The 14,692-nt window shown below is 49.3% G+C and carries 10 protein-coding genes; 5 read left to right on the forward strand and 5 right to left on the reverse strand.

All coding sequences use genetic code 11. From position 1 onward, the window contains the following. Position 1 precedes the first annotated feature (1 nt). Positions 2-2,785 (forward strand): excinuclease ABC subunit UvrA, encoded by a 2,784-nt coding sequence (gene uvrA / locus HUX74_RS03955; protein ID WP_174646241.1) that lies wholly within the window; start codon positions 2-4, stop codon positions 2,783-2,785. 100 nt (positions 2,786-2,885) lie between these two features. On the opposite strand, the gene HUX74_RS03960 is transcribed toward uvrA, so the two are convergent. The 4 genes from HUX74_RS03960 to HUX74_RS03975 form a co-directional block, all read right to left on the reverse strand. After that, positions 2,886-4,064: an energy transducer TonB gene (locus HUX74_RS03960; RefSeq protein WP_119961627.1), complete on the reverse strand. Its 1,179-nt coding sequence runs from the start codon at positions 4,062-4,064 to the stop codon at positions 2,886-2,888. Positions 4,065-4,533: 469 nt separating this feature from the next. Continuing rightward, on the reverse strand, positions 4,534-5,022 hold the full coding sequence (locus tag HUX74_RS03965; RefSeq protein WP_117601448.1) for an outer membrane beta-barrel protein: 489 nt from the start codon (positions 5,020-5,022) through the stop codon (positions 4,534-4,536). A gap of 25 nt (positions 5,023-5,047) precedes the next feature. Further along, entirely contained in the window at positions 5,048-5,269 is a 222-nt protein-coding gene (locus HUX74_RS03970; RefSeq protein WP_005826297.1) for a hypothetical protein, read from the reverse strand. Continuing rightward, positions 5,269-6,699: a carbon starvation protein A gene (locus tag HUX74_RS03975; RefSeq protein WP_117601447.1), complete on the reverse strand. Its 1,431-nt coding sequence runs from the start codon at positions 6,697-6,699 to the stop codon at positions 5,269-5,271. The genes HUX74_RS03970 and HUX74_RS03975 overlap by 1 nt, the downstream gene beginning before the upstream one ends. Positions 6,700-6,821: 122 nt before the next feature. Here HUX74_RS03975 and HUX74_RS03980 point away from each other — a divergent pair, with 122 nt between their 5' ends. Continuing rightward, positions 6,822-8,279 carry a glycoside hydrolase family 10 protein gene (locus HUX74_RS03980; protein ID WP_254592826.1) on the forward strand — a complete coding sequence of 486 codons (1,458 nt, stop codon included), beginning with the start codon at positions 6,822-6,824 and terminating at the stop codon, positions 8,277-8,279. Here HUX74_RS03980 and HUX74_RS03985 read toward each other — a convergent pair. After that, the gene (locus tag HUX74_RS03985) at positions 8,263-9,471 is read right to left on the reverse strand and encodes a hypothetical protein (RefSeq protein ID WP_117601445.1); all 1,209 of its coding nucleotides are present in this window, start codon (positions 9,469-9,471) and stop codon (positions 8,263-8,265) included. The genes HUX74_RS03980 and HUX74_RS03985 overlap by 17 nt on opposite strands. 128 nt (positions 9,472-9,599) lie before the next feature. On the opposite strand from HUX74_RS03985, the gene HUX74_RS03990 reads away from it, so the two are divergent. The 3 genes from HUX74_RS03990 to HUX74_RS04000 all read left to right on the forward strand — a co-directional run bounded on the left by HUX74_RS03990 (position 9,600) and on the right by HUX74_RS04000 (position 14,658). Beyond that, positions 9,600-10,778: an ATP-binding protein gene (locus HUX74_RS03990; protein ID WP_117965112.1), complete on the forward strand. Its 1,179-nt coding sequence runs from the start codon at positions 9,600-9,602 to the stop codon at positions 10,776-10,778. 41 nt (positions 10,779-10,819) lie between these two features. Next, complete coding sequence (gene nifJ / locus HUX74_RS03995) at positions 10,820-14,377, forward strand: pyruvate:ferredoxin (flavodoxin) oxidoreductase (protein ID WP_117601443.1); 3,558 nt, start codon at positions 10,820-10,822, stop codon at positions 14,375-14,377. Positions 14,378-14,469: 92 nt separating this feature from the next. Next, on the forward strand, positions 14,470-14,658 hold the full coding sequence (locus HUX74_RS04000; RefSeq protein WP_117601458.1) for a hypothetical protein: 189 nt from the start codon (positions 14,470-14,472) through the stop codon (positions 14,656-14,658). Positions 14,659-14,692: the final 34 nt, after the last annotated feature.

The raw sequence follows: 14,692 nt of genomic DNA on the forward strand, positions 1-14,692 counted from the left end.
TATGGCAGAAAATACATCGATTATCATAAAAGGGGCCCGTGTCAATAACCTCAAGAACATTGACGTAGAGATTCCCCGTAACAAACTCGTAGTCATCACCGGACTGTCCGGTTCCGGAAAATCCTCACTTGCTTTCGATACATTATATGCCGAAGGGCAACGCCGCTACGTGGAGAGCTTGAGCAGTTATGCCCGCCAGTTTCTGGGACGTATGAGCAAGCCTGAATGCGATTTCATCAAAGGGATTCCACCTGCCATTGCCATTGAGCAGAAAGTAAGCAGCCGCAATCCGCGGTCCACCGTTGGCACCTCCACCGAAATATACGAATATCTGCGGTTGCTCTACGCACGCGTAGGGAAAACCTTCAGCCCGGTCAGCGGACTGGAAGTGAAGAAGCACTCGGCGGAAGACATCGTGAAGTGCATGCTGGAATATCCGGAAGGAACCAGATATACCGTACTCGCCCCGATATTGCTGCGCGAAGACCGCACGCTGCAACAACAACTGGAGATAGACATGAAGCAAGGTTTCACCCGTCTGGAAGTGAATGGTGAAATGATGCGCATCGACGAATACAAGCCGAAAGCCGGAGACACAGTTTTTCTGTTGATTGACCGTATGACAGCCTCTTCAGAAAAGGATTCCGTCAGCCGCCTCACCGACTCGGCCGAAACAGCCATGTACGAAGGAGACGGTGCCTGCCTACTGCGTTTCTACCAGCCTGACGGGAGTACCTGCCTCTATCGTTTCAGCACCAAGTTCGAAGCAGACGGCATCACCTTCGAAGAACCGAACGACCAGATGTTCTCCTTCAACTCTCCCATCGGCGCATGCCCCGTATGCGAGGGATTCGGGAAAGTCATCGGCATCGACGAGCATCTCGTGATACCCGACCGCTCCTTGTCCGTCTATGACGGCGCTGTAGTATGCTGGCGGGGCGAAAAGATGGGCGAATGGAGGGATATGGTGATACACGGAGCCGAGAAAGCCGACTTCCCCATCTTCACTCCCTATTATGAACTGACCGACGAGCAACGCCGGATGCTGTGGGAAGGGACACCCTACTTTGAGGGCATCAACGCCTTCTTCAAGATGGTGCAGGAAAACCAGTACAAGATACAATACCGTGTGATGCTGGCACGCTACCGCGGAAAGACGCTCTGCCCCAAATGTCACGGCACCCGCCTGAAACCCGAAGCAAACTACGTACGCGTGGGAGGACGCAACATCTCCGAACTGGTAGATTTGCCCATCACTGAGTTGAAGCTCTTCTTCGACAACCTGCAGCTAGACCCACATGACGCCGACATAGCCCGCCGCATCCTGACAGAAATCAACAGCCGCATCCAGTTCCTATTGGATGTCGGTTTGGGATACCTCACGCTGAACCGCCTCAGCAACTCGCTCTCCGGCGGTGAAAGCCAGCGAATCAACCTAGCCACCTCGCTGGGAAGTAGTCTGGTGGGCAGCCTGTATATTCTTGACGAACCGAGTATCGGCCTGCATAGCCGCGATACGGACAAACTGATACACGTGCTCCGCCAGCTGCAACAGTTGGGCAATACGGTAGTGGTAGTGGAACACGATGAAGAGATTATCCGTGCTGCCGACTATATCATCGACATCGGTCCCCGGGCAGGCCGCTTGGGAGGAGAGGTGGTCTATCAGGGAGACATGAAAGACCTTCAGAAAAACAGTGACAGTTATACCGTGCGCTATCTGCTGGGGGAAGAGACAATCCTACTGCCGGAACACCGTCGCCCGTGGAACAACTATATAGAAATAAAGGGGGCCCGCGAAAACAACCTGAAAGGTGTGGAGGCACGCTTCCCGCTGAATGTAATGACCGTGGTGACCGGTGTCAGCGGTTCGGGCAAGAGTACGCTGGTGCGCGACATCTTCTACCGCGCCCTGAAACGCGAGCTGGACGAATGCAGCGAACGCCCGGGCGAGTTCACCTCCATCGGAGGAGATTTGCAGAACCTGCGCAATGTAGAGTTTGTAGACCAGAATCCTATCGGGAAGTCATCGCGAAGCAATCCCGTGACCTACATCAAGGCCTACGACGAAATCCGTAAACTATGGGCAGACCAGCCACTTGCCAAGCAGATGGGATACAGTGCCGGATACTTCAGCTTCAACAGCGAAGGTGGCCGTTGCGAGGAGTGCAAGGGTGAAGGCACCATCACTGTGGAGATGCAATTCATGGCAGACCTTGTACTGGAATGCGAATCCTGCCACGGCAAACGCTTCAAGGCGGACACGCTGGAAGTGAAGTTCCACAACATGAATATCTACGACGTACTGGAGATGACCGTAAACCAAGCCATCGAATTCTTTACGCAACACGGACAGAAAAAGATTGTGAAGAAGCTGCAACCCTTGCAGGATGTAGGTTTGGGATATATCAAACTGGGGCAAGCCTCCTCCACCCTCTCCGGTGGAGAGAACCAGCGCGTGAAACTCGCCTTCTACCTCAGCCAGGAGAAAGCGGACCCGACCATGTTCATCTTCGATGAACCGACTACCGGACTACACTTCCATGACATCAAGAAACTGCTCGAAGCCTTCGATGCCCTGATACGCCGCGGGCACAGCATTGTCATCATCGAACATAATCTGGATGTGGTGAAATGTGCGGACCATGTGATAGACCTGGGACCCGAAGGAGGGGACAAAGGAGGAAACATCGTAGCTACCGGTACACCGGAGGAAGTGGCGAAGTGTGCGGCAAGCTATACGGGGCAGTTCTTGCAAGAGAAATTACACCCCTCTCTTCCTTAAATAGAACACAGAGGCACGGAGACACAGAGATATTAAATTCAAGGAAAAAGAATAAAACTCCATGCCTCCGTGTCTTTGTGCTTAATCTTACCGGGTGCCACTACTCCAATTTAAAAGTAACCGGAAAAGTAAATTCCACCTTCACGGCTTTACCTTGCTGCATCCCCGGCTTCCATTGTGGCATCAATCCTACAATCCGTAATGCTTCCTCATCCAAGGCAGGATACCTGCTGCGCATAATAACGGGGTCCACCACACGACCATTCTCGTCAATCACCACGCTGACAATAACTCTCCCCTGAATGCCATTCTTATGGGCTTCTTCCGGATAACGGACATTCTTTTGAATAAAATCCATCAAGGCTTTCATGCCTCCCGGAAACTCGGGCATCACTTCCACTACTTTATAGACCGGTTCTTCCATTGGCTCTTCCGTTATCAATTGTGGGCTCCCGCCCTTCCCTGCATCCGAGACATAAGGAGGAAGAGATGTCTTTTCCGCCGTTCTCCATTCTTCCTCATTGTCCGTCAGTCTAAACTCAGCCATCATCAAGACAGGTTTCCTCCTGATGGTTATCTCATAAAAGTAACGGTAGCGTCCCGGCTTGTTGGGATGCACATCCGGATAAAGGGAGGCTTTCATAACCCTTTCCTCCCCATCCCGCAGCACATAGGCGATGTCCCAAAAGGCAGCGTTTATCTGCAATTCCCGCCAGGTACCTTTTTCGTCTTCGAACGTCAGGTAGTAATGCTCGCCGCAGGTCAAATCTCCGCCGCTGTGATTGCTGAGGATGAATGTCGCCTGAGTCGCTTTCGTTGAAAAGACCGGATATTCGGGACGGATATGGATGCCACGAATATGATTCCTGCCTACTCTCTCGTTGATGACGGGGACTTCTACACCATGAAAACAGAAAACGGGGGAGTCCATTATTTTCTCCCGGAACTCTTTCCGCCGCTCGGGAGTATTCACCATCAAATCTATATCGATGCAATGCAACCCCACCCCATATCCGGTCACATTCCTCTGAATGTGTATATATGGTGTATTATTCAATCTTTTTCCTAGTTCTTCGTGAATGGCAAGCAATTGCCTTTGCAAGCAGTCACCATCATCCGCAATCCCTATCTTGAGGCTATCGCTCACTATTTTTTCTCCCATCCATTGGCCTATCCTTACTGTACCTACGGAATCTTCAAGCGTTTCCACACGTTCCGTTTTATTCATTCGGCAAGATGACAAGCAGCAAAGCAATAGGAGAAAACAAACTCTGTTCATGGCATTTTGTATTTCAAGTTCATAGCATCAGATACAAATATACTCATTCCTGCAATCACAATCAAAAAGAAAACTCCTAATTTCGTAAGACTATAGAAGGAATACATGCAATAGCGGCATGAGAAAAGGAAAGATAACGGCTAAATCGGCACTGTATCGCCACTGCAAAGTCACTGCATTCCTTTTGCAGTGATACTGCAACACCTTTGCAGTGGCATTGCAAAAAGTTGGCAGGACTTTGCAGTAAGAAAGAGCTGATAACTAAGATAATAGCATCAATGAAAGACGTATGCAGTACAATCGGAATGGGAACGAAAATGGGCGTGATAGATACTTGTAAGAATATTTATCTATCACACCCATCTATCACGCGACAAGCCATTTGTAGTCAGGCGAATACCCCCCCTCGCGTGATAGCATGACAGATGTTTTGCAAAAACAAACTCTGTGGAGGAGTAGCAAAATGAGATTAGAAATAGAATCCGAAACCTACCTTCAGGCCGAATTTAGAACGGTCGTCGTTAATATTCCAATAAGCGGCAGGTTCGATGGTCACCGTACGCGTCAGGAAAAAAGCATAACCGGCTTCCAGACCGAAAGAGAACTTGGTATCATCCAAATCATGTCCCCAGTCCCAACGGTCTACATTGACATCGGCACCCAGATACACGCCAATCTTGTCGAAATAATAACGTCCGCCTACACCCAACGTATAGACATCGAGGTCAGACCCTCCGGAATTCCAAGCAGCTCCGGCATGCACCAGCAAAGCCACATTGTCGAGCAGGAAAGCACCTCCTTTGGCTTCAAGCCCGAAACTTGTCTTGTCGGTTCCCGTGTCATGAGAGAATTCCAAACCGGTGATGGACGGATTCAAAATCCACTTACCTTTTTCAAACTGTGCCTGAGCTGCCACTGTGACAACAAGCAAGCAAACGAATAATGCCAGTTTTTTCATCTTGTTCTGTTTTTTGAGTGAATAATCAATGTTGTTTATTGTCTTCTTCGAATCGTTTGCGTTGCAGCGCCTCCTTCTTGCGAAGTACCAGCCACAACACAAATACAATGAGATACGAGGCAGCTACAGTGACATACTTCTCAGTATCGCTGATTTCCGTATTGCGGGGAAGGAAATAAGCGGCAGTAGCAGAAACGTAAATAAGCAGGGCCAACGTAAGCCCGGTAGATTTCTTTATTTTTTTCATTACCAAAGTTTTTTAGTCGTCTTGAAATACCAGATATTAAACCAGAAGCCGGCCAATACAGCAGCCAAAAGAGCTATCGGCAGCGCATACTGCGGCTGAAGTCCGAGTCCTTCGGGAGCAATGCAAATATAAGTGGTGCATACAGCCGTCATGAACAATGCGGGAAAATAGGTGATATAAAAATAATGCCCTTTTTTCTCACGCACCAGATAAACGGTAATTGCCCACAAGGTGAAAACAGACAAAGTCTGGTTGGCCCAAGCAAAATAGCGCCAAATCATATCAAAGCCATCCTTGTCGCGCAGGCTGTAAAGCAACAACCCGATGGCCACCAGGAACATCGGTATGCAGATATATAAACGACTACGCATGGATTTTTGTTCCATTCCCAAGAAATCAGCCACGATAAGACGTGCCGAACGGAAAGCCGTATCACCACTGGTAATAGGGGCGGCAATGACACCCAGAATAGCCAATACTCCACCTACGGCGCCCAGCCAGTCTTTTGTAATGGCATCTACAATAATGGAGGCATTCGTCTCTTCCATGCCATTCTGATGGAAAAAGTAAGTGGCGGCGGCAGCCCAAATCAAAGCTACAATGCCTTCGGTTATCATGGCTCCGTAGAAGACGGGACGTCCGTGGCGTTCACTTGTCATGCAGCGTGCCATGAGAGGGCTTTGAGTAGCATGAAAGCCACTGATTGCACCACAAGCTATACTGACAAACATAATAGGGAAGATAGGCAACAAAGCCGCATTGGGATGTGTATTCTGCAAGCCGTTCCATATTTCAGGCAACTCGGGATGGTTGACATAGAGCATCACCAAAATACCGACAGCCATAAACAGCAAGGCTATGGCAAACAACGGATATATCTTGCCGATAATCTTATCTACTGGCAACAAGGTAGCCAGAATATAATAAGCAAATACTACAATAATCCAGAAAGTGGTATCCAAGCTGTCGGGGGTCAGCTTGGCAAGCAGTCCGGCAGGGCCTGCCACAAAGACAGCTCCCACCAATATCATCAGGACAACGGTGAAGCCACGCATCACCTGCTTAGTGGTCAACCCCAAATAACGTCCGATGATTTCCGGCAGGCTTTCCCCGTCATGCCGCAAGGAGAGCATACCGGCAAGATAGTCGTGCACTGCACCGGCAAAGATACTGCCAAGTACAATCCACAGATAGGATGCCGTGCCGAACTTGGCTCCCATGATGGCGCCGAAGATAGGTCCCAGTCCGGCTATATTAAGAAACTGTATCATGAAAATCTTCCAAGTAGGCAGTGGAATGTAATCCACACCATCGGCTCTTGTAAGGGCAGGTGTTTTGCGGTCATCGGGACCGAAGACGCGTTCTATAAAGCGTCCATAGATAAAATAGCCGGCTATCAACGCCAGCAGGCAAAGCGTAAATGTAATCATGGCGTGTTAATATCTTTAATCTATGCAAATGTAACAGTTTCCAAGTAAACAGCACAAAATAATCGGGTGTTTTGCTTATCTTCGCCGAGAAAAATGATAGAAATAAAGAAGAAAAGAGAAAAATGAAACGAATTATTTCCATTTTACTATATATAGCCATCTTGCTGCCGCTTGCCGCACAACCGCCCAAACATGAAGTACGTGCCGCCTGGATAACCGCCGTCTATGGGCTGGACTGGCCGCAGACACGCGCCACTTCGCCCGAAAGCATCCGCAAGCAGCAGGCCGAACTGATTGAAATATTGGACAGACTGAAAGCCGCCAACTTCAACACCGTACTGTTCCAGACCCGTACACGGGGAGATGTCCTCTACAAATCGGGCATCGAGCCCTACAACTCCATACTGACCGGAAAGGTAGGCGGCGACCCCGGCTACGACCCGCTGGCTTTTGCCATAGCCGAATGCCACAAGCGCGGCATGGAGTGCCATGCCTGGATGGTGACCATTCCTCTGGGCAACCGCAAGCATGTGGCCGCCCTCGGTAAAGAGTCCGTCACCAAAAAGAAACGCGCCATCTGCGTACCCTACAAACGCGAATACTTCTTGAATCCCGGACATCCGCAAACCAAAGAGTACCTGATGAGCCTTGTCCGCGAAGTGGTGGAACGCTACGATGTAGACGGGGTACACTTCGACTACCTGCGCTATCCGGAAAACGCCCCCCGTTTTCCCGACAGCTACGACTACCGCAAATACAGCAAAGGACGCAGCCTTGCCCAATGGCGCAGAGACAACCTGACGGAAATAGTGCGCTATATATATAAAGGTGTAAAAGCCATGAAACCCTGGGTAAAAGTCAGCACCTGCCCGGTAGGAAAATACAAAGACACTTCCCGCTACCCTTCCCGTGGCTGGAATGCCTTCCACACCGTCTATCAGGACGTGCAGGGTTGGCTGGGCGAGGGCATCCAGGACCAGATTTATCCGATGCTCTATTTCCGTGGCAATCATTTCTATCCCTTTGCCCTTGACTGGCAGGAACAAAGTAACGGACGCCAAATCATTCCCGGTCTGGGCATCTACTTCCTCGACCCCAGCGAAGGGAACTGGACGCTGGACGAGATTGAACGGCAGATACACTTTATCCGCGCCCACGGTCTGGCGGGCGAGGCACACTACCGCGTGAAGTATCTGATGGACAATACGCAAGGGCTTTATGATGCGCTGGAAGAAGACTTCTATACCGCCCCGGCCCTGCAGCCCGCCATGCCGTGGATAGACAATGTAGCTCCTACACCTCCCGCCGGACTCACGGTGGAAACACCGGAAAACGGCTATTGGAAACTAAGCTGGCAACCCGCCACGGATAATGACAAGCGGAATGTTCCGATGTATGTAATCTACGGTTCGGACACCTATCCCGTAGATACCTCCAATCCGGAGAATATCCTGGCACAACGAGTACAAGGCACGGAATATACCTATGCCCCCATCCGCCCGTGGACTGCCCGAAAATATTTTGCCGTGACAGCCATAGACCGTTGCGGAAACGAAAGCAAAGCTATTCAGCAGCAGTGACACAGACAAAAGCCCGGTAACGGCTCTTCGGAGTGACCGGAACCAGAGGCAGATAGCCGGAAACAACCCTGCCGTCCTTCACCACCAGCGGATAACTTTGCGCATCCTGCTCATGCCGCTCCATCAAAGCTTCATGGGTCGGAAAGCAATCGATGGAGAAACGTCCCTCCCCACCGGGGACAATGAAATGATCACTAAGCACATGGGAAACGATTCCCATATTCATCCGTAGATTTATTTCGACATGGGGGTTGATGGCATACGGATGCCCTTCCTTCTGACGGCAGACCATCATGTCCACACCCAAAAAACCCGTATAAGATGTAGCATAACCCGTTTCCAATGCCTTCTGCATCATATTGCGTATGCGCACAAATGCTTCAAAGGGCACATATTGCTGAATCCATTCCTCCACTTGCCCATCTGAAGTAAGGATATTACCACGATAAGCCCCCTTGTCATCCGTAACAAAACGGGAATAGCCGACAAAAAGAAGCTTTCCCCGGCCATCCGAATAAAATTCCATGGCAAAATCTTCCACCTTATCAAATATAGGCTCCATCACAAAACCTCCATTTTCTTTCAGCGCCCTACTACACCAATCGGAAACATTTTTCGTAAAGCCATGACGGCACCAACACAATCCCTTCCCACTTCCCGACCAAAGTGATTTAAACACACATCCCTCTTTGTAACGACCAATAATATCCAGAGAGATAGCCGTAGTTCCACCATCAGCCTCCACCAAGCAACAACCGTCACCACAAGTATAATCTATTTTATTGGAATAGAAAAGTGCACGAAAAGCCAAAGCGTTACTACGGGCAGCCTTCATACGATATTTATCCAAAGCATCCGGCGTAGGAAGATTCCTTTCCAGAACACCGCCTTTCAACATCCGTTTACGGATAGCGGGATTCCATCCCCAAGGCATTACCCGCACATCAGCATAATCGGGCAGCTCCGGCTCTGTCACCAAATGTACATCCAGCCGGAACAACTGTTGCATCTGTTTCAGATAATCTGCATTATAGGCGGAAGGGGCCAGTACCCCACTACCCGGCCGGGCATACCAAATCGGTAACAAAGCCAGGTCTTCAGCCATACGGCGGATGGTAGCGGGCGCCATATAATTTTCTTCATTATTTCCCAATGCCATATCTGCATCAGGATTGAACACATAAAGTTTCATCTTTCAAATGTTAACCAATTACTCACGTTTTGTATGAGAGTGCAAAGTTATATAATATTTTGCCATCTCTACTTTGCAAATCTATAAAAAAGCCGTATATTTGTCGCCCGATAAACCGAATTTAAAGCATGGAAGCATTTTACCGTACACACGCTTATCTCGTAGAGCATACCAATGCCCCCGTACGCCGCGACCTAATGGACGAAATAGACTGGAATGACCGTCTTATCGGTATCAAAGGCACAAGAGGCGTAGGTAAGACTACTTTCTTGCTGCAATATGCCAAAGAGAAATTCGGCACAGACCGCTCCTGCCTCTTCATCAACATGAACAACTTCTACTTCTCCGGACATGGCATCGTGGAGTTCGCCGCCGAATTCCAGCGCCGCGGAGGAAAAGTGCTGTTGATAGACCAAGTATTCAAATACCCGGAGTGGAGCAAGGAGCTGCGCATATGCTACGACCGTTTCCCCAACTTGAAAATCGTATTCACCGGTTCCTCCGTAATGCGCCTGAAAGAAGAGAATCTGGAGTTGCGCGACATTGTGAAAAGCTACAACCTGCGCGGCTTCTCCTTTCGCGAATACCTGAACTTGCAGACGGGCATGAAGTTCCATGCCTATCCGCTGGAAGAAATTCTGAGCAACCACGAACAGATAGCCAAAGGCATCCTCTCCAAAGTACGTCCATTGGACTACATGCAAGACTATATGCACCACGGCTTCTACCCATTCTTCCTTGAAAAGCGTAACTTTTCGGAGAATCTGCTCAAGACGATGAACATGATGGTGGAAGTAGACATCCTGCTTATCAAACAAATTGAGCTGAAATACCTTTCGAAGATAAAGAAATTACTATATTTGTTGGCCGTGGACGGGCCGAAAGCGCCGAATGTCAGCCAACTGGCAAACGACATACAGACCTCCCGCGCCACAGTAATGAATTACATCAAGTATCTGGCAGACGCACGGCTCATCAATATGGTCTATCCTAAGGGAGAAGAATTCCCCAAGAAGCCGTCGAAGATAATGATGCACAATTCAAATCTGATGTATTCCATCTATCCCGTCAAGGTGGAAGAACAAGACGTATTGGACACTTTCTTTGCCAACACAATGTGGAAGGACCACAAAGTGAACAAGGGCGACAAGAACATCTCATTCATGGTAGATGAGGTGATGCCTTTCAAGATTTGTCCGGAAGGAACAAAGATAAAGAATAATCCGGGAGTTACTTATGTACTGCATAAGGCGGAAATAGGCCGAGGCAACCAAATACCTCTCTGGTTATTCGGTTTCTTGTATTAAGAGAGAGATTTTTTCACTTAAATAAATAATTCAATTTAGTTATGACTAAACAGAAGAAATTCATTACTTGTGATGGTAACCAGGCTGCTGCACATATCTCGTATATGTTCTCCGAAGTAGCTGCCATCTACCCCATCACCCCCTCTTCTACGATGGCTGAATACGTAGACGAATGGGCTGCCGCAGGTCGCAAGAACATCTTCGGCGAAACAGTATTGGTACAGGAAATGCAGTCAGAAGGCGGTGCTGCAGGTGCCGTTCACGGCTCTCTGCAAGCTGGTGCGCTGACTACCACTTACACAGCTTCACAAGGTCTGTTGCTGATGATCCCTAACATGTACAAGATTGCCGGTGAATTCCTGCCTTGTGTATTCCACGTATCAGCACGTACATTGGCAAGCCATGCACTGTGTATCTTCGGTGACCACCAGGACGTAATGTCTACCCGTCAGACCGGTTTTGCCATGTTGGCCGAAGGCTCTGTACAGGAAGTTATGGACTTGGCCGGTGTAGCTCACTTGGCTACTATCAAGAGCCGTGTTCCGTTTGTCAACTTCTTCGACGGTTTCCGTACTTCTCACGAAATCCAGAAGATTGAAATGCTGGAGAACGAAGACCTCGCTCCGCTTATCGACCAGGAAGCTTTGGCTGAATTCCGCGCACGTGCATTGAACCCGATGAACCCGGTTGCCCGTGGTATGGCCGAAAATCCTGACCACTTCTTCCAACACCGTGAATCTTGCAACAACTACTATGAAGCAGTTCCGGCTATCGTTGAGGAATACATGAACGAGATTTCCAAAATCACAGGCCGCAAGTACGGTTTGTTCGATTACTATGGTGCAGAAGATGCAGAACGCGTTATCATCGCCATGGGTTCTGTAACAGAAGCTGCCCGCGAAGCTATCGACCACCTCGTTGCCAATGGCGAAAAGGTAGGTTTGGTTGCCGTCCACTTGTATCGTCCGTTCTCTGCCAAGCACTTCCTTGCCGCCGTTCCCAAGACAGCCAAGAAGATTGCCGTACTGGACCGTACGAAAGAACCGGGTGCTAACGGCGAACCGTTGTACCTCGACGTAAAAGACTGCTTCTACGGTGCAGAGAATGCTCCGGTTATCGTAGGCGGCCGTTACGGTTTGGGATCCAAGGACACTACTCCCGCGCAAATCCTCGCCGTTTACAAGAACCTGGCTATGCCGATGCCGAAGAACCACTTCACTATCGGTATCGTAGATGACGTTACCTTCACTTCTCTGCCCCAGGAAGAAGAAATCGCATTGGGCGGCGAAGGCATGTTCGAAGCCAAATTCTACGGTTTGGGCGCTGACGGTACAGTAGGTGCCAACAAGAACTCTGTGAAGATTATCGGTGACAATACCGACAAGCACTGCCAGGCTTATTTCTCTTACGACTCCAAGAAATCAGGCGGTTTCACCTGCTCACACCTGCGTTTCGGTGATACTCCTATCCGCTCTACATACCTGGTAAACACGCCTAACTTCGTGGCTTGCCACGTTCAGGCTTACCTGCACATGTACGACGTAACCCGCGGCTTGCGTAAGAACGGTTCTTTCTTGCTGAACACCATCTGGGAAGGCGAAGAGCTGGCCAAGAACCTGCCTAACAAGGTGAAGAAGTACTTTGCACAGAACAATATCACTGTTTACTATATCAACGCTACTCAGATTGCACAAGAAATCGGTTTGGGCAACCGTACCAACACCATCCTGCAATCCGCATTCTTCCGTATCACCGGCGTTATTCCGGTTGACCTGGCTGTAGAACAGATGAAGAAGTTCATCGTTAAGTCTTACGGCAAGAAGGGTGAAGACGTTGTCAACAAGAACTACGCAGCAGTTGACCGTGGCGGCGAATACAAGCAACTGACCGTTGACCCGGCTTGGGCCAATTTGGCAGACGACGCCAAGGCTGAAAACAACGATCCTGCATTCATCAACGAAGTGGTTCGTCCTATCAACGCACAAGACGGTGACTTATTGCCGGTATCTGCATTCAAGGGTATTGAAGACGGTACTTGGGAACAAGGTACTGCCAAATATGAGAAACGTGGTGTAGCTGCATTCGTTCCCGAATGGAACGCTGAAAACTGTATCCAGTGTAACAAGTGTGCATACGTTTGTCCTCACGCTTCCATCCGTCCGTTCGTACTCGATGCTGAAGAGCAGAAGGGTGCCAACTTCACTCAACTGAAGGCTGTAGGTAAAGCATTCGACGGTATGACATTCCGTATTCAAGTAGACGTTCTCGACTGTCTGGGTTGCGGCAACTGTGCCGATGTTTGTCCGGGCAACCCGAAGAAGGGTGGCAAGGCTCTGACTATGAAACACCTCGAAAGCCAATTGCCGGAAGCTGCTAACTGGACCTACTGTGCTGAAAACGTGAAAAGCAAACAACACTTGGTTGACATCAAGGCCAACGTGAAGAACTCCCAGTTCGCTACTCCGTTGTTCGAGTTCTCAGGCGCTTGCTCCGGTTGTGGTGAAACTCCGTACGTTAAACTGATTTCCCAGTTGTTCGGTGACCGCGAAATGGTAGCCAACGCAACAGGATGTTCTTCCATCTACTCCGGTTCAGTACCTTCTACTCCTTATACTAAGAACGAAAAGGGTCACGGTCCTGCTTGGGCAAACTCATTGTTCGAGGACTTCTGCGAATTCGGTTTGGGTATGGAGCTTGCCAACGAAAAGATGCGCGCACGTATCGTGAAGGCTATGGAAGATGCCATCGCAGCAGAAGGAACTCCGGCTGAATACAAAGAAGTATTCCAGGCTTGGATTGAAAACATGTACGATGCAGACAAGACCAAGGAACTGGCCGAAAAGATCATCCCGATGGTAGAAGCAGCCAAAGACAAATGCGACAGCTGCAAGACTATCGCCGGTCTGTCTCAATACCTGGTTAAACGCAGCCAGTGGATTATCGGTGGTGACGGTGCCTCTTACGACATCGGTTACGGTGGTCTCGACCATGTAATTGCAAGCGGTAAGGACGTCAACATCCTCGTACTGGATACTGAGGTTTACTCCAATACAGGTGGTCAGTCTTCCAAGGCTACTCCGGTAGGCGCCATCGCCAAGTTTGCCGCTGCCGGTAAACGCGTACGTAAGAAAGACCTCGGTCTGATGGCTACTACTTACGGTTATGTATATGTTGCTCAAATCGCTATGGGTGCCGACCAGGCTCAAACCTTGAAGGCTATCCGCGAGGCAGAAGCATATCCCGGCCCGTCACTCATCATCGCTTACGCTCCGTGTATCAATCACGGTCTGAAGGCAGGCATGGGCAAGAGCCAGGCAGAAGAGGAAAAGGCCGTTAAGTGCGGTTACTGGCACTTGTGGCGTTACAACCCGGCTTTGGAAGCCGAAGGCAAGAATCCGTTCACGCTGGATAGCAAGGAACCGGATTGGAGCGGATTCCAAGACTTCCTGAAGGGTGAAGTTCGTTACGCATCCGTAATGAAGCAATATCCGCAGGAAGCCGAAGAGCTGTTCAAGGCCGCCGAAGAAAACGCTAAATGGCGCTACAACAGCTACAAGCGTCTTTCCAAAGAAAACTGGGGCGCTGAAGTTACAGAGTAATTCCTTAATTACTAAATAGAAAATAGAGGCTGTTCCCGAACTGGATGCAGCCTCTATTTGTTTTAAATAAAAACATTAAATATCAAAAAGTTATGATCGGATTTATTATTTGGGTTATTGGGGTGGTCCTTGCAGTCAAGGCTGTACTCGAAATCATGAGATGGCCGGTAGACGGAGTAAAGAAGCTCTTGGTCGCAATCATCATCCTGCTCACAAGCTGGATTGGAATCTGTGTTTACTACTTCTGGGGAAGAGAAAACCTGCCCCAAATACTGAAATAAGTTCCGGTATCATCAAACAGAAGTAAACAAACGT

It is taken from the genome of Bacteroides sp. Marseille-P8574, assembly GCF_902825465.1.
Classification (GTDB): domain Bacteria; phylum Bacteroidota; class Bacteroidia; order Bacteroidales; family Bacteroidaceae; genus Bacteroides; species Bacteroides uniformis.

Coding starts and splice junctions, on each gene's coding strand:
- uvrA (WP_174646241.1), top strand. CDS start 2: ATGGCAGAAAATACATCGATTATCATAAAAGGGGCCCGTGTCAATAAC.
- HUX74_RS03960 (WP_119961627.1), bottom strand. CDS start 4,064: ATGAACAGAGTTTGTTTTCTCCTATTGCTTTGCTGCTTGTCATCTTGC.
- HUX74_RS03965 (WP_117601448.1), bottom strand. CDS start 5,022: ATGAAAAAACTGGCATTATTCGTTTGCTTGCTTGTTGTCACAGTGGCA.
- HUX74_RS03970 (WP_005826297.1), bottom strand. CDS start 5,269: ATGAAAAAAATAAAGAAATCTACCGGGCTTACGTTGGCCCTGCTTATT.
- HUX74_RS03975 (WP_117601447.1), bottom strand. CDS start 6,699: ATGATTACATTTACGCTTTGCCTGCTGGCGTTGATAGCCGGCTATTTT.
- HUX74_RS03980 (WP_254592826.1), top strand. CDS start 6,822: ATGAAACGAATTATTTCCATTTTACTATATATAGCCATCTTGCTGCCG.
- HUX74_RS03985 (WP_117601445.1), bottom strand. CDS start 9,471: ATGAAACTTTATGTGTTCAATCCTGATGCAGATATGGCATTGGGAAAT.
- HUX74_RS03990 (WP_117965112.1), top strand. CDS start 9,600: ATGGAAGCATTTTACCGTACACACGCTTATCTCGTAGAGCATACCAAT.
- nifJ (WP_117601443.1), top strand. CDS start 10,820: ATGACTAAACAGAAGAAATTCATTACTTGTGATGGTAACCAGGCTGCT.
- HUX74_RS04000 (WP_117601458.1), top strand. CDS start 14,470: ATGATCGGATTTATTATTTGGGTTATTGGGGTGGTCCTTGCAGTCAAG.